General features: G+C 69.0%; 18 protein-coding genes. 10 read left to right on the top strand and 8 right to left on the bottom strand.

Features of this window, described 5'->3' with window-relative positions:
- Positions 1–33: 33 nt before the first annotated feature.
- From AC4D2F_RS15220 to AC4D2F_RS15195, 6 genes are all read right to left on the bottom strand, one after another.
- Positions 34–873 carry a DUF8083 family protein gene (locus AC4D2F_RS15220; protein ID WP_104167195.1) on the bottom strand — a complete coding sequence of 280 codons (840 nt, stop codon included), beginning with the start codon at positions 871–873 and terminating at the stop codon, positions 34–36.
- Between the two features lie 5 nt (positions 874–878).
- Positions 879–1,688 (bottom strand): exodeoxyribonuclease III, encoded by an 810-nt coding sequence (locus tag AC4D2F_RS15215; RefSeq protein WP_104167193.1) that lies wholly within the window; start codon positions 1,686–1,688, stop codon positions 879–881.
- Between the two features lie 26 nt (positions 1,689–1,714).
- Positions 1,715–2,539 (bottom strand): NAD(+) synthase, encoded by an 825-nt coding sequence (nadE, locus tag AC4D2F_RS15210; RefSeq protein WP_490911306.1) that lies wholly within the window; start codon positions 2,537–2,539, stop codon positions 1,715–1,717.
- A gap of 137 nt (positions 2,540–2,676) precedes the next feature.
- The gene (locus AC4D2F_RS15205; protein ID WP_490911304.1) at positions 2,677–3,675 is read right to left on the bottom strand and encodes a sugar phosphate isomerase/epimerase family protein; all 999 of its coding nucleotides are present in this window, start codon (positions 3,673–3,675) and stop codon (positions 2,677–2,679) included.
- Between the two features lie 86 nt (positions 3,676–3,761).
- Positions 3,762–4,934 (bottom strand): Gfo/Idh/MocA family protein, encoded by a 1,173-nt coding sequence (locus AC4D2F_RS15200; protein ID WP_490911303.1) that lies wholly within the window; start codon positions 4,932–4,934, stop codon positions 3,762–3,764.
- An 85-nt stretch (positions 4,935–5,019) separates the two neighbouring features.
- Entirely contained in the window at positions 5,020–6,063 is a 1,044-nt protein-coding gene (locus tag AC4D2F_RS15195; RefSeq protein WP_104167187.1) for a substrate-binding domain-containing protein, read from the bottom strand.
- Between the two features lie 152 nt (positions 6,064–6,215).
- Here AC4D2F_RS15195 and AC4D2F_RS15190 point away from each other — a divergent pair, with 152 nt between their 5' ends.
- The 5 genes from AC4D2F_RS15190 to AC4D2F_RS15170 all read left to right on the top strand — a co-directional run bounded on the left by AC4D2F_RS15190 (position 6,216) and on the right by AC4D2F_RS15170 (position 11,757).
- The gene (locus tag AC4D2F_RS15190) at positions 6,216–7,736 is read left to right on the top strand and encodes a sugar ABC transporter ATP-binding protein (protein ID WP_490911301.1); all 1,521 of its coding nucleotides are present in this window, start codon (positions 6,216–6,218) and stop codon (positions 7,734–7,736) included.
- Positions 7,733–8,794 (top strand): ABC transporter permease, encoded by a 1,062-nt coding sequence (locus tag AC4D2F_RS15185; RefSeq protein WP_490911299.1) that lies wholly within the window; start codon positions 7,733–7,735, stop codon positions 8,792–8,794. The genes AC4D2F_RS15190 and AC4D2F_RS15185 overlap by 4 nt, the downstream gene beginning before the upstream one ends.
- Positions 8,795–8,848: 54 nt before the next feature.
- Positions 8,849–10,057: an ROK family protein gene (locus AC4D2F_RS15180; protein ID WP_490911298.1), complete on the top strand. Its 1,209-nt coding sequence runs from the start codon at positions 8,849–8,851 to the stop codon at positions 10,055–10,057.
- Between the two features lie 66 nt (positions 10,058–10,123).
- The gene (gene pyrE, locus AC4D2F_RS15175) at positions 10,124–10,696 is read left to right on the top strand and encodes an orotate phosphoribosyltransferase (RefSeq protein WP_104167179.1); all 573 of its coding nucleotides are present in this window, start codon (positions 10,124–10,126) and stop codon (positions 10,694–10,696) included.
- 11 nt (positions 10,697–10,707) lie between these two features.
- Complete coding sequence (locus AC4D2F_RS15170; protein ID WP_490911296.1) at positions 10,708–11,757, top strand: thioesterase domain-containing protein; 1,050 nt, start codon at positions 10,708–10,710, stop codon at positions 11,755–11,757.
- A gap of 7 nt (positions 11,758–11,764) precedes the next feature.
- Here AC4D2F_RS15170 and AC4D2F_RS15165 read toward each other — a convergent pair whose 3' ends face one another.
- Positions 11,765–12,544: an HAD-IIA family hydrolase gene (locus tag AC4D2F_RS15165; protein ID WP_104167177.1), complete on the bottom strand. Its 780-nt coding sequence runs from the start codon at positions 12,542–12,544 to the stop codon at positions 11,765–11,767.
- Between the two features lie 87 nt (positions 12,545–12,631).
- On the opposite strand from AC4D2F_RS15165, the gene AC4D2F_RS15160 reads away from it, so the two are divergent.
- The 5 genes from AC4D2F_RS15160 to AC4D2F_RS15140 all read left to right on the top strand — a co-directional run bounded on the left by AC4D2F_RS15160 (position 12,632) and on the right by AC4D2F_RS15140 (position 16,149).
- Entirely contained in the window at positions 12,632–13,291 is a 660-nt protein-coding gene (locus tag AC4D2F_RS15160) for a TrmH family RNA methyltransferase (protein ID WP_104168160.1), read from the top strand.
- 103 nt (positions 13,292–13,394) lie between these two features.
- Positions 13,395–14,414, top strand: coding sequence for a class II fructose-bisphosphate aldolase (gene fbaA, locus AC4D2F_RS15155; protein ID WP_104167175.1), 1,020 nt, complete (start codon positions 13,395–13,397; stop codon positions 14,412–14,414).
- Between the two features lie 4 nt (positions 14,415–14,418).
- Positions 14,419–14,838, top strand: coding sequence for a DUF3151 domain-containing protein (locus tag AC4D2F_RS15150; protein WP_490911294.1), 420 nt, complete (start codon positions 14,419–14,421; stop codon positions 14,836–14,838).
- Between the two features lie 197 nt (positions 14,839–15,035).
- Positions 15,036–15,245, top strand: coding sequence for a helix-turn-helix domain-containing protein (locus AC4D2F_RS15145; protein ID WP_104168159.1), 210 nt, complete (start codon positions 15,036–15,038; stop codon positions 15,243–15,245).
- A 79-nt stretch (positions 15,246–15,324) separates the two neighbouring features.
- A complete protein-coding gene (locus AC4D2F_RS15140; protein WP_490911292.1) occupies positions 15,325–16,149 on the top strand; it encodes an oxygenase MpaB family protein in 825 nt (274 codons plus the stop codon).
- Positions 16,150–16,159: 10 nt separating this feature from the next.
- On the opposite strand, the gene AC4D2F_RS15135 is transcribed toward AC4D2F_RS15140, so the two are convergent.
- Positions 16,160–16,762: a hypothetical protein gene (locus AC4D2F_RS15135; protein WP_104167171.1), complete on the bottom strand. Its 603-nt coding sequence runs from the start codon at positions 16,760–16,762 to the stop codon at positions 16,160–16,162.
- Positions 16,763–16,840 lie beyond the last annotated feature (78 nt).

Raw genomic sequence — 16,840 nt, 5'->3', positions numbered from 1 at the left:
GCCTGCGGGCCGGGTGCCGCGATCCCGTGCGGATCACGAGGCGCGGGCCAGCTGGCGGATCGGGATCCACCGGGACGCGAGGCGCCGGTAGGAGGCGGCCGCACCCATCATGTCGGCCTCGGCCAGGCTCTCGATCCCGAGGCGCACATCCATCGGTGAGTCGTCCGGGAAGACGCGGTCCGCGACGGGCCCGTAGTCCACCTCGACGACGGCGTCCCGCCGGAAGATCTCCAGCCACTCGACGATCTCCGTGAGTTCGTCCAGCAGGTCCATCTCCGGGGCGCCGACGGCCAACTGGGCGATCGAGCGGCGCCCGCGGTCGATGCAGTCACCGATGCGTGCCGTGATCCGGACGGTGCTGACCCGCCCGTCGTCTTCGACGACCTCCGTGAGATCGTCCTCGTGGATCAGGGCGAACCAGGCGAAGGGCACCCCCCAGGTCGCCGACCGCGTGTAGAGCTTCGCGACCGAGTCGGCGAAGGTGTCCGGGTCCAGCCGGGCCTGGTGCGCCTCACGGGCGATCTCCGGCACGAGGACGTCGATCAGGGGTCCGCGCAGGCTCTGGTCCAGGGACTCGGCCGCGAGCGTGGTGCGGACGGCGAGCTGGTTGGGGCAGTAGTAGGGCGTCGTCGTGCCGTTCAGGCTGGGGAAGTGGGTGACCCGCACGAGGTCGGATTCGTGGTGCGGGAAGGGGTCCGAGACGGTGCGCAGGATGCGGCGCAGCGACTGCTCGTGCTCCATCTCCTCGGTCAGTTCCCGTTCGCGGGCACGCTGTTCGAGGATCGCCAGCTGCTGGGCGTCGGAGAAGGCGTCGAGGGGCTCGTAGACGCGGAGGTAGGAGACGTACGGGAACGGTCGGATGACGCCGCCCATCCGACTCACGGCCCGCTGAGTTCCACGACGACGGGGGCATGGTCCGAGGCGCCCTTGCCCTTGCGCTCCTCCCGGTCCACGAAGGCGTCGGTCGCGCGGGCGGCCAGGGCGGGGGAGCCGAGGACGAAGTCGATGCGCATGCCCTCCTTCTTCGGGAAGCGGAGCTGTTTGTAGTCCCAGTAGGTGTACAGGCCGGGGCCGGGGGTGAAGGGGCGCGCGAGATCCGCGAAGCCGGCGTCGAGGAAGGCCTGGAACGCCGCACGCTCGGCCGGGCTGACATGCGTGTAGCCGCCGTCGACGAACAGGTCGATGTCCCAGACGTCGTCGTCCTGCGGTGCGATGTTCCAGTCGCCCATCAGGGCGATCTGCGCCTCCGGGTCGTCGGTGATCCACTGCCGGGCGTGACCGCGGAGGGTGTCCAGCCAGTTGATCTTGTACGGCATGTGCGGGTCGTCGAGCGCCCGCCCGTTCGGGACGTACAGGCTCCAGACCCGCACCCCGCCGCACGTCGCCGCGATGGCCCGCGCCTCCTGCACCTCGTCCGCGCCCGGCTTGCCGAAGGGGGGCTGGCCGGGGAAGGTCCGCTCGACGTCGTCGAGCCCCACGCGTGAGGCGATGGCGACGCCGTTCCACTGGCTGAGGCCGAAGTGCGCCACCTCGAAGCCGCTGTTCTCGAACAGTTCCCAGGGGAAATTGTCGTCCTTACACTTCGTCTCCTGGATGGCCAGGACATCGACGTCGGACCTGTTCAGCCAGGCTTCGACGCGGTCGGCGCGGGCACGGAGGGAATTGACGTTCCAGGTGGCGATCTTCACGCCCCCTACGTTACCAACGGAGCTGTTTACTCCCGCCACCACGAGTCGAACATGCTGACCGGCACCGCGCGCTTGTGCCGTGTGGTCCAGTACCGGTGCTCGATCGCCTTCGCGGCATCGGCGTCGACCTCGCGGCCCTCGAGGTAGTCGTCGATCTGCTCGTACGTGAGGCCGAGCTCGTGCTCGTCGGCGCGGCCTGGCACCTCGTCCAGCAGATCCGCCGTCGGGATCTTGTCGTAGAGCGCGGCCGGTGCTCCGAGCTCCTTCAGGAGGGCGCGGTTCTGGCGCTTGTTGAGCCCGAAGAGCGGCAGCACGTCGGCTCCGCCGTCCCCGAACTTGGTGAAGAATCCCGTGACCGATTCGGCGCCGTGGTCCGTGCCGATCACGAGCAGGTTGTGCTGCCCGGCCACGGCGTACTGCGCCATCATGCGGGCACGGGCCTTGGTGTTGCCCTTGGTGAAGTCCGCGATACGCTCGCCCGTGGACTCCGCGTACTCCTGCTGGATGCCGTCCACGGCGGGAGCCACGTTGAACACCCTCGAGGTGCGCGGCTGGATGAAGGCGAGGGCCGCCTGGGCGTCCTCCTCGTCCTGCTGGACGTTGTAGGGCAGGCGCATGGCGATGAAATCGGTATCGGCCCCCTCGGATCGCAGTTCGTCGACGGCGAGCTGGGCGAGCTTGCCGGCCAGCGTGGAGTCCAACCCGCCGCTGATGCCGAGGACGAATCCGCGTGTGCCCGTGGACCTGGCGTAGTCCTTCAGGAAGCCGACCCTGCTGCGGACTTCCGCCGCCGGGTCGATGACGGGCTTGACGCCCATTTCCTCGATGATCCGTGCCTGGAGTTCATGCATGGCTCCAAGGCTACTCCGCCTGCATTTCTACGAGGTTACGAAATGAGCGGAATCACACCGCGGGGCGGCGCGCCCGGTGTCCGGGCGGGCCGGCCGGCGCCGCGTGGGACCCGGTGAGGAGGGGCGCCGTGGGACTCCTACTGGCTGAACGCCGCGTCGAAGGACGTCTCCGACGGCGCGAAGTCGAAGCGCTTGAGGAAGGCGAGGGCCTCGGGCGCCCCCTGCAGCCGGTCCATGCCGGCGTCCTCCCACTCCACGGAGATGGGACCGGTGTAGCCGATGGCCGTCAGCGCCCGGAAGCTGTCCTCCCAGGGCACGTCGCCGCGACCCGTGGAGACGAAGTCCCAGCCGCGCCGCGGGTCTCCCCAGGGCAGGTGGGAGGACAGGATGCCGTTCCGGCCCCCGCCCATGCGCATCTTCGTGTCCTTGCAGTCCACGTGGTAGATGCGGTCCTTGAAGTCCGAGATGAAGGCCACCGGGTCGATCTGCTGCCACATGAAGTGGCTCGGGTCCCAGTTGAGGCCGAAGGCCGGGCGGTGGCCGATGGCCTCGAGGGTGCGCTGCGTGGACCAGTGGTCATAGGCGATCTCCGAGGGGTGGACCTCGTGCGCGAAGCGGACCCCGCACTCGTCGAAGACGTCCAGGATGGGGTTCCAGCGGTCCGCGAAGTCCTGGTACCCGGCGTCGATCACGTCGGCGGGCACCGGTGGGAACATGGCCACGTACTGCCAGATGGAGGAACCGGTGAAGCCGACGACGGTGTCCACGCCGAGCTTCTTCGCGAGGCGCGCGGTCAGCTTCATCTCCTCCGCCGCACGCCGGCGCACGCCCTCGGGGTCGCCGTCGCCCCAGACCCTCGGGCCGACGATCGCCTGGTGGCGGAAGTCGATCGGGTTGTCGCAGACGGCCTGGCCCTTGAGGTGGTTCGAGATGGTCCACACCTTGAGGCCGTTGCGCTCGAGGATGTCGAGCCGGTCCTGGATGTAGGCGTCGTCGTCCCATCGCCACGCGTCGAGGTGGTCGCCGGAGACGGCGATCTCGAGGCCGTCGTAGCCCCACTGGCCGGCGAGCTCGGCGACCTTCTCGAAGGGGAGGTCGGCCCACTGGCCGGTGAACAGGGTGTAGTTGCGGGTCATGCGGTCTCCTCGGGTGGGGTGGCCGGTCTGCAGTTCCCGGGCCCGGCGGCGCGCCCTGCGAACGGGCGCGCGACCGGGCGGCGGGGCTAGATCGTCTTGGTCCAGATGCTGTCCGCGGCGGCGCTGCGCTCGACGCCGTCGAGTACCTTCTGGACCTGCAGGCCGTCGGCGAAGGAGGGCTCGGGCTGGCGTTCTTCCATGACGGCTTCGACGAAGTCCTTCGCCTGATGCACGAAGCCGTGTTCGTAGCCGAGGGAATGGCCGGGCGGCCACCACGCGGACAGGTAGGGGTGGGCGGGTTCGGTCACCATGATGTCGGTGAAGCCCCGGCGGGTGTCCGGGGCCGTCGCATCGTAGAAGCCGAGGGAGTTCATCTTCTCGAGATCGAAGGAGACCGCCCCCGCCGAACCCGACACCTCGACGCGGAGCGCGTTCTTGCGACCGGTGGACATGCGGGTCGCCTCGAAGGACCCGATGGCCCCGCCGTCGAAACGGCTGGTGAACAGGGAGACATCGTCCACCGTCACGAGGCCCCTCTCCTGGGTGGCGGTACCCGCCAGCCCGGCCGCTTCTCCGAGCAGGGGACGCTCGTGGACGAAGGTGTTCAGCAATCCACTCACGCCGGTCACTCTCTGGCCGGTGATGAACTGGGCGAGATCGACCGCGTGGGCGCCGAGGTCGCCGAGCGCACCGGATCCGGCGAGGTCCTTCTGCAGGCGCCAGGTCAAGGGTGCGTCGGAATCGACGAGCCAGTCCTGCAGGTAGGTTGCCCGGACCTGGCGCACCTCGCCGATGGCCCCGGACAGGACGAGGTCACGGGCGAAGGCGGCCGCAGGGACACGGCGGTAGGTGAAGCCGACCATTGCGAAGACGTCCTTGCCGGCGCGTCCCGCCGCCTCGGCCATCGCGACGGCCTCGTCGAGGGTATTGGCCAGCGGCTTCTCGCACAGGACGTGCTTGCCCGCTTCCAGCGCAGCGATGGCGATCTCGGCGTGCGAACCCCCGGGCGTGACGATGTCGACGACGTCGATGTCGTCGCGGTCAACTGCGGCCCGCCAGTCGGTCGCGGTGTCCTGCCAGCCCCACTTCCGGGCTGCGGCCTCGACCCCGGTCGAGTTGCGCCCCACGAGCAGGGCCATCTCCGGTCGTGCGGGCAGATCGAAGAACCGCGGTGCAACCCGCCATCCTTGGGAGTGGGCGGCGCCCATGAAGCCATGGCCGACCATGGCGATCTTCAGGGGTGGTACGTCGTTGGGCATGTTTCCTCTTGTTCCGGCGGCAGTGGGGGAAGACTGGCGGATCCGTGGGTGCCGCGTCCACGACGGGCACCCACCTCCGTCCCTGCTAGGACTCGAAAGCCGACGGCAGGTACTGATCGACGTTGTCTGCGGTCACGACCGGCGCATTCAGGACGATGCGCGTGGGAACCTCCACCTCGACGAGGTCGCTCATGGCCTTGTCCTGGACGATGAGGCGAGCGAGCCGGATGCCGTCGGCCGCCTGGGTCGACGGGTAGATGACCGTCGCCTTGAGGACGCTTTCACCGGACTCGATCTCACGCATCGCATTGGCCGAGCCGGCCCCGCCGACCATGAAGAACTCGTCGCGTCCCGCATTGTCGATGGCGGCCAGGACGCCGACGCCCTGGTCGTCGTCGTGGTTCCACACGGCGTCGATCTCGGGGGCGGCCGACAGGAGCTGGGACGTCGCTGCCTCGCCGCCCTGAACGGTGAAGTCGGCAGCGACCCGATTATCGACGTCGAGTCCGCACGTCTCCAGCGCATCGGCGAAGCCACGGCTCCGGTCCTGGGTCAGCGGCAGGGAATCGATGCCGGCGATCTCGGCCACGACCGCGCTCTCGTCACCGGCGAGTTCCTCGCAGATGTAGTTGCCGGCGCTGACGCCCATCCCGTAGTTGTCACCCAAGACGGTGGCGCGCGCCGCGGCGGGGCTGGAGAATTCGCGGTCCACATTGATGACCGGGATGCCGGCCTCCATGGCCTGGATGGCGACGGGTGTCAGGGCCGCGCCGTCGGTGGGCAGCAGGACGATGGCGTCGACCCGGTCGTTGATGAACTGCTCGACCTGGCTGATCTGGAGGTTCGCGTCATTGGTGCCCTCCGCGACACGGAGGTCGATATCGCCGTACTTCTCCGCCTCCGCAGTGGCGGCGGAGTTGATGGCACCGAGCCAGCCGTGGTCGGCTGCCGGCCCGGAGAAGCCGATGACGACGGTGTCCCCCTCGGCCTGATTGCCCTCGACGGAAGCGTTGGTCGGCTGGGCGTTGGAGTTCTCCGCTTCCGGTGTACACCCGGTAGCAAGGGCTCCGACAGCAAGAAAGGCACCGACGGTAACGAGCGTTTTCCGGCCCGTTCGAACTGTAAGCATGGGATCTCCTCATTGAGTTGGTGCGTCTCCGCGTGGTGCAGCATGCTCTTCTCGTGCCAGCTACGGTGCGTGACATGAGTCACAGTAACAGAAGTGACCGGAAAATCGACGGCTTTATATCGAACAACGACATAATGTGTTACGTTCGTCACATGTTCGAGGATGATCATGCAGAGCCGTTGCTCGAGGTGCGCGGTATCACCAAGCAGTTCGCCGGTGTGCAGGCGCTGAAGGGGGTTGACCTGCACGTCGTCCCGGGGGAAGTCCACTGCGTCATGGGGCAGAACGGCGCCGGGAAATCGACGCTCATCAAGACGCTCTCCGGCGTCCATCAGCCCGACAGCGGAACCATCCGCTGGGAGGGCAGGGAGATCACGATCAGCGGGCCGACCGATGCCCTCGATCTCGGCATCGCGACCATGTACCAGGAGCTCGACGTCGTCGACGGGCTGTCCGTGGCCGAGAACATCTTCCTCGGACATGAGCGCTCGACGGGTGGCGTGCTCCACGTGAAGAAATCCAACGCCGTGGCCCGTACGCTCCTCGAGCGGCTCGGACACGGCAAGCTGTCGCCGACGACCGAGGTGGGCTCGCTCTCCGCGGCCAACAAGCAGATCGTCAGCATGGCCCGCGCGTTGTCGCGGGACACCAAGCTCATCATCATGGATGAGCCGAGCGCCATCCTCGACTCGGGAGAAGTCTCCAACCTCTTCCGGGTGGTGCGTGAACTCACGGCGCAGGGCATCGCGGTCGTGTACATCTCCCACCGGCTCGAAGAGATCCGACAGATCGGCGACCGGATCTCGGTGATCAAGGACGGCCGCAGTACGGCCAGCGGATTGAGTGCGATGGACACCCCGAAGGCGGAGATCATCCGGCTCATGACGGGCAGGGACATCGAGAACGTCTTCCCGGAGCGCACGCCCATACCCGCTGATTCCCCCGTCGTCCTCCAGGTCGAGGATCTGGAGCTGTACGGGCACTTCGAGAAGGTGAACTTCACCGTTCGAGCGGGGGAGATCCTCGGCTTCGCCGGGCTCGTGGGGTCAAAGCGGTCCGAGATCCTGGAGACCATCTACGGGGCGCGGAAGGCATCCTCCGGAACGGTCTCGGTCCATGGCAGTCCCCTCAGGGCGGGGTCCGTCAGCGCTGCCGTCGATGCGGGGATCGGCCTCTCCCCGGAGGAGCGCAAGGCCCAGGGGCTCATCCTCGACGAACCGATCTTCAAGAACGTGACCCTCTCGACCTTCGAACGGTTCGCCCGTGCCGGGTACCTCGACGAGCGGGCCGAACGTGACGCCGCCCGGCAGCAGATCGCCGCGCTCGAGCTTCGTCCGGCTGACCCGGACCGTGCGGCCAGGACCCTTTCCGGCGGGAACCAGCAGAAGATCCTGCTGGCCCGCTGGCTGGTCCACGGCACCCCCGTGCTGTTGCTGGACGAACCCACGCGCGGCGTCGACGTCGGCGCGCGGTCGGAGATCTACGCGCTCATCCGTCGACTCGCTGCGGACGGCACGGCCATCATCGTGGTCTCGAGCGAGATCGAGGAGGTCCTCGGCCTCGCCGACACCGTGCTCGTGATCGACGACGGCAGGGTACTCACTCAATCCATAGCAAGCGATCTCGACGAGCACGCCGTGCTCGATCTCGTCATGAAGGGAAGTGCCGCGTGAGCGAGCAGAACACGAAGGAGGCGTCACAGCGTCCTGCAGCGGCAGACGACGGCGGTACGCCCAAGGGAAGCGCCGTCCGGAACTTCCTGCGGGGCTCTGCGGGCCGGAATCTGGGGCTGGTCATCGCGCTCGCACTGCTCCTGGTCGTAGGGGCGGTCACCAGCGGGGAGCGGTTCCTCAACGTCGAGAACATGCTCACGATCCTCCGCTACGCCTCGATCATCGGTGTGGTGAGCATCGGCGTCACCTTCGTCATCACGGCGGGCGGCATCGACCTCTCCGTCGGTTCGGTCCTCGGCCTGACGACGGTGGTCGCCAGTCTCACCAGCGTGCAACTGGCAGCGACCCAGTCGTCCTGGATCCTCATCGTGCTCGTGGCGCTCGCAGTCGGAGCCGGCGCCGGACTGATCAACGGAGTGATCATCGCCTACGGGAATGTGGTCGCCTTCATCGCCACCCTCGCCATGCTCGTCGGCGCGCGCGGTCTTGCGGAACTCATCTCCGGCCGCAGCACCCAGATCGTCAGCAACCGCGAATTCCTGCAGGTCATGCGCTCTGATTTCCTGGGGGTCCCCACCCTCATCTGGATCTTCGTCGTTGTCGCTGCCGCCGGATGGTTCCTCCTGAACCGCACCACGTTCGGCCGCCGGACCGTTGCCATCGGCGGAAACCTCGAGGCATCGCGACTGGCGGGCATCAAGGTGAAGCGGCACCTCGTCTACCTGTACGTCCTGACCGGCCTCACGGCGGGCATCGGCGGCATCATGTTCCTCGGTCGCACCACGGCCGGTACCTCCACCCATGGGCTGCTCCTCGAACTGGACGTGATCGCCGCCGTCGTCGTCGGTGGAACCCTGCTCGTCGGCGGGCGCGGCACCATCATGGGTACCGTCCTCGGGGTGCTGATCTTCAGCACCCTGACCAACGTGTTCACCCAGAACAACCTGGACACCTCCGTGCAGGCGCTGGCCAGGGGCCTGATCCTCGTCATCGCAGTCCTGCTGCAGCAGCGTTTCGCCGCTCGCGATGTCCGTGGAGCGAAGCCGGTCAAGGTGTGACCGGGTCCCCGAGGGCGGGCCATTCTTCCGTCGACTACATGCTGTAATTGATCGATGAGCGACATAACCAGCTTCGGGGGCCTTGCGGCGTCGGGCGCGAGCGAACTCTTCCAGGTCCTGCGCGACGGGCGTCCCCGGACGCGGACCGAGCTCGCGGACCTGCTGGGCCTGGCCCGGTCGACGGTGACGCTGCGGATCGAGGCCCTCAGGGAACTGGGTCTCGTGGGTTTCGTGGACGAAGTGGTCTCCACCGGAGGGCGGCCTTCATCGAGGATCGCCCTGAAGTCCGGCAGCAAAGTGGTGCTCGGTGTCGATATCGGGGCATCCCACCTCAGGGTCGCGGTCACCGATCTCACGGGCCACGGACTTCACCGCTCGACGCGAGCCATGGAGATCACCCGGGGTCCGGCGGCGGTGCTGAGCGCGGTCGTCGAACTCGGGACCGAGCTTCTGCGGGAATCCGGCCGCTCGGCGACCGACCTGCTGGCCATCGGGGTCGGGGTGCCGGGCCCCGTGGAGCACCGGACCGGCAGGCCGATCAACCCACCGATCATGCCGGGCTGGAACGGGTACGACGTCCCCGGCCACCTGGAGGGCCACTTCAATGTTCCCGTCCTGGTGGACAACGACGTCAACATCATGGCCCTCGGCGAGCGGAATGCCGCCTGGCAGCACGTGGACGATCTCATCTTCGTCAAGGTGGCGACCGGGATCGGCGCGGGGATCGTGTCGAGTGGACGGCTGCAGCGAGGCGCGGACGGCGTCGCTGGCGACATCGGCCACATCCGCGTCCACAGCGGCGCCCAGACGCCCTGCCGCTGCGGCAACTTCGACTGCCTGGAAGCTGTTGCATCGGGACCGGCCGTCGCCGCCAAGCTCCGCACTCGCGGGCTCGATGCGAGTAACGGCGAGGACGTGGTCCGGCTGGTCGAATCGGGCAACAGGGATGCCATTCACGCCGTACGCCAGGCGGGCCGTGACGTGGGCGAGGTGCTCTCCGCCTGCATCAGCCTCGTCAATCCCTCGGTGATCGTCATCGGCGGCTCCATGGCGCTGACCGGAGAGCACTTCATCGCCGGTATCCGTGAGGTGGTGTACTCGCGGACCATCCCGCTCGCCACCCAGCATCTCCAGATCGCTCAGTCCAGTTCGGGGCTCGACGCCGGGGTTCTCGGCGCCAGCATCCTGGCGATCCATCACGCGATGTCTCCCCAGCGAATCGACGCGATGGTCCTGGGTCTGACCGAATCGGTGGCCGGCTAGGCGCCTTCCGCGCGGCGCGGGCTCCTGCCGACCGGCGGGATCGTCCGGCGTCGATAGACTTGGCCCATGACCGCCGAGACCACCCCGACCGCCGACCGCTCCCGCCTCCTGGAGCTCATCAGGGAACTCGCCGTGGTCCACGAGCGCGTCACGCTCTCGAGCGGGGTCGAGGCCGACTACTACATCGACCTCCGCCGTATCACGCTGCACCATGAGGCCTCCGTGCTCGTGGGCCGGGTCATGCTGCAGCTGCTCGACGACGCCGGCATCGCGTTCGAGGCGGCCGGCGGCCTGACGATGGGCGCCGATCCGGTCGGCACCGCCGTGATGCACGCCGCCGCCCGGGCGGGCCGCCCGATCGACGCCTTCGTCGTCCGCAAGACCCAGAAGACCCACGGGATGGCCCGGCAGGTGGAGGGGCCGGACGTGTCCGGTCGCCCCGTCGTCGTGCTCGAGGACACCTCGACCACCGGCGGATCCGCCCTCACCGCAGTGGAAGGCGTCCGCCGGGCGAAGGGCGACGTGCGCGCCGTCGCCGTGATCGTGGACCGTGACACCGGGTCGAAGGAGCGCATCGAGTCCGAGGCCGGGGTTCCGTACCTCTTCGCCTTCGGCAAGGACGAGCTGGGTCTCGCCTGACCGGGACGCCCGTGCACGAGCACGATCCGGTGATCCACGAGCACGATCCGGTGATCCACGAGCAGGACGACGACGGCAGGGCGCTCCGGCAGGCGCGTGATTTCCGTGAGTCCTCGCGCCGCTCCTTCCTCATCGGATCCGCCGCGGCCACCGTGGTGGCGGCCGACCTCGTCGCCACGCGCGTCATCCAGTCCCAGCGGGACCAGACGCGCATCCTCCCGCTCGACGACGAGGACGCCCGGGCGCGCTTCCCCAACGACCGCTGGGTGCTGTTCCCCGGCTACAAGACGAGCTGGGAGGAGGGGCTCTGGATCCTCAACTCGCTGCGCCCGGCCCTGTCCCGGCGGGCGCAGATGGCCGTCATGGGCTACTCCAACCGCGGCCTGGACATCAACAACGTCGTGGCCACCATGAACCGCTACGTGGACAACTTCCGGCTCGAGAAGCTCTACTTCTACGGCCACAGCTTCGGGGGCATGGTGGCGGTGGAGGTCGCGGCGCGTCTGCGTGACCGCGGCATCCCGGTGGAGCTGATCTTCCTCGACTCGTCGCCGTCCAGCCGCTACGACGTCCGCGACGCCCGCATGTTCGACGGCGTCGTGCGCCTCTACGAGGCCGGGGTGCGCGTGCCGATCAGCCTGCGCGGCACGTACGAGCTCGGGGAGCGGATCGTCCACAAGAACGAGCGCACCTGGAGCCAGATCGTGAACCAGACGCTCGAGCAGCTCTCACCGCTCGCACCCAGCAGCGAGCTGATCCAGACCGAGTCCTCGTACATCTACCACTTCGACGTCTCGCGGTTCCGGCTCTCCCTCGGCGACACGAAGGTGGTCTTCGCCGGCAACCCGAAGGACGGCGTCGTCGACTACACGACGGCCCGCGCCGGCTGGGCGCGCTCGCTGCCGGACAACGTGGTCTCGGTCGACCACCGGACGGACGGCGCCCTCCCCGCGCACGCCAGCCCGCAATGGAACCCCGTGATCTACCAGGACGTCGTCTCGGCCGTGCAGCGCGAGTACGTGCCGGTGCCGCGGGGCGGCGGCTGGAAGAGCTTCTTCTGAGCCGGGACTAGACCTGGTCGATCAGGTCGGCCACCGAGCTGCAGATCTGCGCCGGCCGGAAGGGGTAGGCGTCGATGTCCGCCGGCTGGGTGATGCCGCTGAGCACCAGGACCGTGTGCAGTCCCGCCTCCATGCCGGCGATGATGTCGGTGTCCATGCGGTCGCCGATCATCGCCGTCGTCTCGGAGTGGGCGTCGATCCGGTTCATCGCGGAGCGGAACATCATCGGGTTGGGCTTGCCCACGATGTACGGGTCGCGGCTCGTCGCGGCCGTGATCATGGCCGCGATGGCGCCCGTCGCGGGCAGCGGGCCCTCCTTCGACGGACCGGTGACGTCCGGGTTGGTGGCGATGAACCGCGCGCCGTCGAGGATGAGGCGGACGGCCTTGGTGATCGCCTCGAACGAGTAGGTGCGGGTCTCGCCGAGCACCACGTAGTCGGGATTCGTGTCGGTGAGGACGAAGCCGGCCTCGTGCAGCGCCGTCGTCAGCCCCGCCTCGCCGATCACGTAGGCACGCCCGCCTGGTAGCTGGTCCCGCAGGAACTGGGCCGTCGCCAGCGCCGACGTCCACAGGTTCTCCTCCGGGATCTCGAGCCCGGACGCCTTGAGGCGCGCGGCGAGGTCACGCGGCGTGTAGATCGAGTTGTTCGTCAGGACGAGGAAGCGCCTCGAGGTGGCCACCCACCGTTCGATCAACTCGGCCGCGCCGGGGATGGCCTGGTTCTCGTGCACCAGGACGCCGTCCATGTCCGTGAGCCAGCACTCGATGTGTTCGTTCTCGCGCATGGGACTTCCTTTCCAGGGTGTACGGGGAGCTGCCGCTGCCAGTCTCCCACCTCCGGTGCCGTCTACGCTTGAACGGTGAATGAACCCCTGCCGGAGACTCCCGACCGCATCGACGATCCTGCGCACGAGACCCCCGGCCCGGCCGTCGGCGTGGGCCCGTGGGAGGGCGCGGCGCCCGACGGCGACCACTGGGACCGCGACCTGCTGGCCGCCGGCGACACCCGTAACGTCGTCGACGCGTACCGGTACTGGACCCACGAGGCGATCGTGGCGGACCTCGACGAGCGGCGGCACGGCTTCCACGTGGCCATCGAGAACTGGCAGCACGACCTCAACATCGGCTCCGTGGTGCGGACCGCGAACGCCTTCCTCGCCCGGGAGGTCCACATCATCGGACGACGCCGGTGGAACCGGCGCGGCGCGATGGTCACCGACCGCTACCAGCACGTCCGCCACCACCCCACGGTCGCGGATTTCACCGCCTGGGCGGCGTCCGAGGGGCTGGCCGTGATCGGCATCGACAACTTCCCGGACTCCGTGCCCCTGGAGACCTACGACCTCCCCGAGAAGTGCGTGCTCGTGTTCGGGCAGGAGGGCCCGGGCCTCACCCCCGAGGTCCACGAGGCGGCCGAGGCGACCCTCTCGATCGCCCAGTTCGGGTCCACCCGGTCCATCAACGCGTCAGCGGCCGCCGCGATCGCCATGCACGGCTGGGTGCGCCGGCACGTGTTCGGCCAGCCCGTCTGACCTGACGTCGTCCGTGGCGTCATCCTGCTTGCAGCCGCAGCGCCCGGCAGGTCCGCTCGCTAGGATGAGGCGAAGCACTCACCACCACGAAGGAGTCCTCAGCATGCCTATTGCAACCCCTGACGTCTACGCCGAGATGATCGACCGCGCCAAGACGGGCGGCTTCGCGTTCCCGGCCGTGAACGTGACCTCCTCGCAGACCCTCAACGCAGCGATGCGCGGTTTCGCCGAGGCGGGTTCCGACGGCATCGTGCAGGTCTCCACGGGCGGCGCTGCGTACTGGTCCGGTGCGAGCGTCAAGGACATGGTCGCTGGTTCGCTCGGCTTCGCCGCCTTCGCCAAGGAGGTCGCCAGGAACTACGACGTCAACATCGCCCTCCACACCGACCACTGCCCGAAGGACAAGCTCGACGACTTCGTGCTGCCCCTGCTCGCCGCGTCCGAGGAGGCCGTGAAGAACGGCCGCGACCCCGTCTTCAACTCGCACATGTGGGACGGCTCGGCGGAGACCCTCGAGGAGAACCTCAGGATCGCCCGCGAGATCCTGCCCCGCGCCGCGGCCGCGAAGATCATCCTCGAGGTCGAGATCGGCACCGTCGGCGGCGAGGAGGACGGCGTCGAGAACGCCATCAACGACAAGCTCTACACCACGGTCGAGGACGCCCTCGCGACCATCGACGCCCTCGGCGCCGGTGAGCACGGCCGCTACATCACCGCCCTGACCTTCGGGAACGTGCACGGCGTGTACAAGCCCGGCGGCGTGAAGCTGCGCCCCGAGATCCTCAAGGAGATCCAGGACAAGGTGGGCCAGAAGCTCGGCAAGGACAAGCCGTTCGACCTCGTCTTCCACGGCGGCTCCGGCTCCTCGGACCAGGAGATCGCTGACGCCGTCTCCTACGGCGTCATCAAGATGAACATCGACACGGACACCCAGTACGCGTTCACGCGTCCGGTCGCTGACCACATGCTCCGCAACTACGACGGCGTCCTGAAGGTCGACGGCGAGGTCGGCAACAAGAAGACCTACGACCCCCGCGTCTGGGGTGCCGCGGCCGAGGCGGGCCTCGCCGCGCGCGTCGTCGAAGCCGCCGCCGCCCTCGGCTCGGCCGGCAAGAAGCTCTAGCGCCATGTCGGATGAGTTCCGCAAGAACCTGTTGGGCCCGGAGCCCACCCTCCTGCCCGAGGAGCCCGACGTCGTCGGGCGCCTCGCCGCGGGCGACGAGGCCGTGGACCTGGCCGCTGCGCACCCGACGTCGTCGCTGGTGTGGGCCATCCTCGCCGACGAGGCGTACGCGGAGGGGCGGACCATCGAGTCCTACGCCTACGCGCGCACCGGCTACCACCGCGGCCTCGACGCGCTCCGGCGCAGCGGCTGGCGCGGGGCGGGGCCCATCCCGTACTCGCACGAGCCGAACCGGGGCTTCCTCCGGGCCCTCTTCGCCCTGGGCAGGGCCGCCGCCTCCATCGGCGAGATCGAGGAGGCCGAGCGGATCGCGGCGTTCCTCAGGGAATCGGACCCGGAGGCCAGCGCGCAGCTCGCCGGCTGACACCCCGGACGGGATGGCTCGGACGACGGGCTCCGCTGCGGCGGGCCCGTCTTCTCCGCCGTCCCGGACCGGCAGGCAGCGTAGCCCTACTCGGACCCGCGAGCCATAAACGAGTAGTGCTGATCCTTGTGCCGCTGTTACCAACGCGACCACTGTTAAAAGCTCCACGGAACGTGGTGAGGCGGACGGGAGCAGTGGTGAGCATGGCTACGAATGTGAGTACCAGTGAGCTGTACACGGTGGCGGAGGTCGCTGCCATGATGCGGGTGTCGAAGATGACGGTCTACCGCCTGGTGCAGGCCGGGACGATCCACAGCATCAGGTTCGGGCGCTCCTACCGGGTACCGCAGAGCGCGGTGCGGGAGTACATCGCCTCGACGAACTCCGGGTCCGACTACTCCATTTGATCCGCTCCATCGGGTTCGCGGCGGACGGGCCGGAATGAGGGGCCCGGCCCGGTTCTTCCCTCCCGCGCCCGCTCCCGGGATGGCCGGAGACGCAGGTCTCTTCGACCCGGACTCGACGGTGTGGCGCCTCGCGCGCGAGCGGCTGATCATGGCGGGCGGGCCGGCGGCGCTCCTGCTGCAGGTGGCGCACCCGCTGGTCGGCGAGGGCGTGCGGGCCCACAGCGACTTCGCCACCAATCCCCTCCGGCGACTGCGTGGAACGCTCGACGCCGTCCTCACGGTCACGTTCGGGGACCGGGCGCAGGTCCGCGCGGCCGCCGGACATGTGGCGCGGAAGCACCGCCCGGTCACGGGGACGTTGCCCCGACCCAGTGCGTCGGTGCCCGCCGGAACCCCCTACAGCGCCACCGACCCCGGGCTCGCCCTCTGGGTGTTCGCGACGCTCGTCTGGACGGCGCTCCAGGTCACGGACCGCTTCCTGCGCCCGACGTCGGCGGAGGAACGCGACGCCTATTACCGGGACATGAGGCAGCTGGCCCACCTCTTCGGGGTGACGGACGCCGTGCTGCCACAGGACTACCGCGGCCTCGAACGCTACGTCGCCGAGCAGTTCCGGGGAACGCTTGACGCCGGTCCCACGGCGCGCCTGATCGCCCGCCGGATCCTCGCGCCGGACCCGCCGATCATCCCGCGGCCGCTCCGCCCGCTGCCCGCCATCCTGGCGGCGGGCATCCTGCCCGTGCGGCTGCGGGAGCAGTACGGTCTCCCGTGGCGGCGTCGTGAGCGGCTGGTGTTCGCCGTCCTCCGGCGCACCACCCGGCTGGTGGTGCCTCTGCTCCCCGGGAGGGCACGCTACTGGCCGCACTACCGGGTGGCACGGGATCGGATGCGCCCGGAGCGCTGAACCGGACCGGTCACCCCTCGGGCCGGCGGATCGTCGTCGTCACCGTCACCACCTGGGGGCGGGGTGGCGCCGAGCTGAAGCCGAACCGGACGGGCGGGCTCAGGGTGGTCAGGGCGCCGAGGTCCGCGCCGTTCCAGGTCGCGGTCGCGGCGCGGACGGCCCGCGCCGAGGTGGCGCCGTAGTACTCGGTGCGGCCCTGCCCCGCGGAGCCCGCCGTTGCGACGCCCTTCACGAGCAGCGAGGCCACCGGGTTGATCAGCGCCAGCCACCGCGGGTGCGTGGCCAGGCGCCGTGGGACCAGGCCGAGGAGCCGCCCGAGCAGTGTCACGCCGCCGAGCTCGGCGTGGACCCGCAGGTCCCCGGCCTCGACGACGAGCCGGCCGCCCGCGAGGGCCGAGGAGATGGGGATGATCACGACGTCGTCGAACGTGTACGTCGCACCGACGTAGTCCGCGATCGCGGCGGTGGGCGCGAGCAGCGTCCGCCGGCCCGCGGCGTCCTCCATCATGACGTCGGTGAAGGAGCCGAAGGGCGAGGTGTCCCACCGGCCGACCACGAGGCGCGTCCCCGAGGTGGTGCCGATACCGGCGATGTGTCCTTCGAAGCGGTCCATGCCCCCATTGTGCCCGCGTGGGCCCGCGTGGGCCCGCGTGGGTCCGGGACGTCCCGACGGCGCCGGGAGGGGGCAGCC

Source organism: Arthrobacter sp. TJ-263 (assembly GCF_058269155.1).
This window is presented reverse-complemented; position numbering and strand designations above follow the sequence as displayed.

Excerpts from the sequence above, each read along its gene's own strand:
- pyrE (WP_104167179.1), top strand. The coding sequence starts at position 10,124 with ATGACCGCCGAGACCACCCCGACCGCCGACCGCTCCCGCCTCCTGGAG.
- AC4D2F_RS15220 (WP_104167195.1), bottom strand. The coding sequence starts at position 873 with ATGGGCGGCGTCATCCGACCGTTCCCGTACGTCTCCTACCTCCGCGTC.
- AC4D2F_RS15200 (WP_490911303.1), bottom strand. The coding sequence starts at position 4,934 with ATGCCCAACGACGTACCACCCCTGAAGATCGCCATGGTCGGCCATGGC.
- AC4D2F_RS15150 (WP_490911294.1), top strand. The coding sequence starts at position 14,419 with ATGTCGGATGAGTTCCGCAAGAACCTGTTGGGCCCGGAGCCCACCCTC.
- AC4D2F_RS15180 (WP_490911298.1), top strand. The coding sequence starts at position 8,849 with ATGAGCGACATAACCAGCTTCGGGGGCCTTGCGGCGTCGGGCGCGAGC.
- AC4D2F_RS15205 (WP_490911304.1), bottom strand. The coding sequence starts at position 3,675 with ATGACCCGCAACTACACCCTGTTCACCGGCCAGTGGGCCGACCTCCCC.
- AC4D2F_RS15140 (WP_490911292.1), top strand. The coding sequence starts at position 15,325 with ATGGCCGGAGACGCAGGTCTCTTCGACCCGGACTCGACGGTGTGGCGC.
- fbaA (WP_104167175.1), top strand. The coding sequence starts at position 13,395 with ATGCCTATTGCAACCCCTGACGTCTACGCCGAGATGATCGACCGCGCC.
- AC4D2F_RS15135 (WP_104167171.1), bottom strand. The coding sequence starts at position 16,762 with ATGGACCGCTTCGAAGGACACATCGCCGGTATCGGCACCACCTCGGGG.
- nadE (WP_490911306.1), bottom strand. The coding sequence starts at position 2,539 with ATGCATGAACTCCAGGCACGGATCATCGAGGAAATGGGCGTCAAGCCC.
- AC4D2F_RS15195 (WP_104167187.1), bottom strand. The coding sequence starts at position 6,063 with ATGCTTACAGTTCGAACGGGCCGGAAAACGCTCGTTACCGTCGGTGCC.
- AC4D2F_RS15165 (WP_104167177.1), bottom strand. The coding sequence starts at position 12,544 with ATGCGCGAGAACGAACACATCGAGTGCTGGCTCACGGACATGGACGGC.
- AC4D2F_RS15190 (WP_490911301.1), top strand. The coding sequence starts at position 6,216 with ATGTTCGAGGATGATCATGCAGAGCCGTTGCTCGAGGTGCGCGGTATC.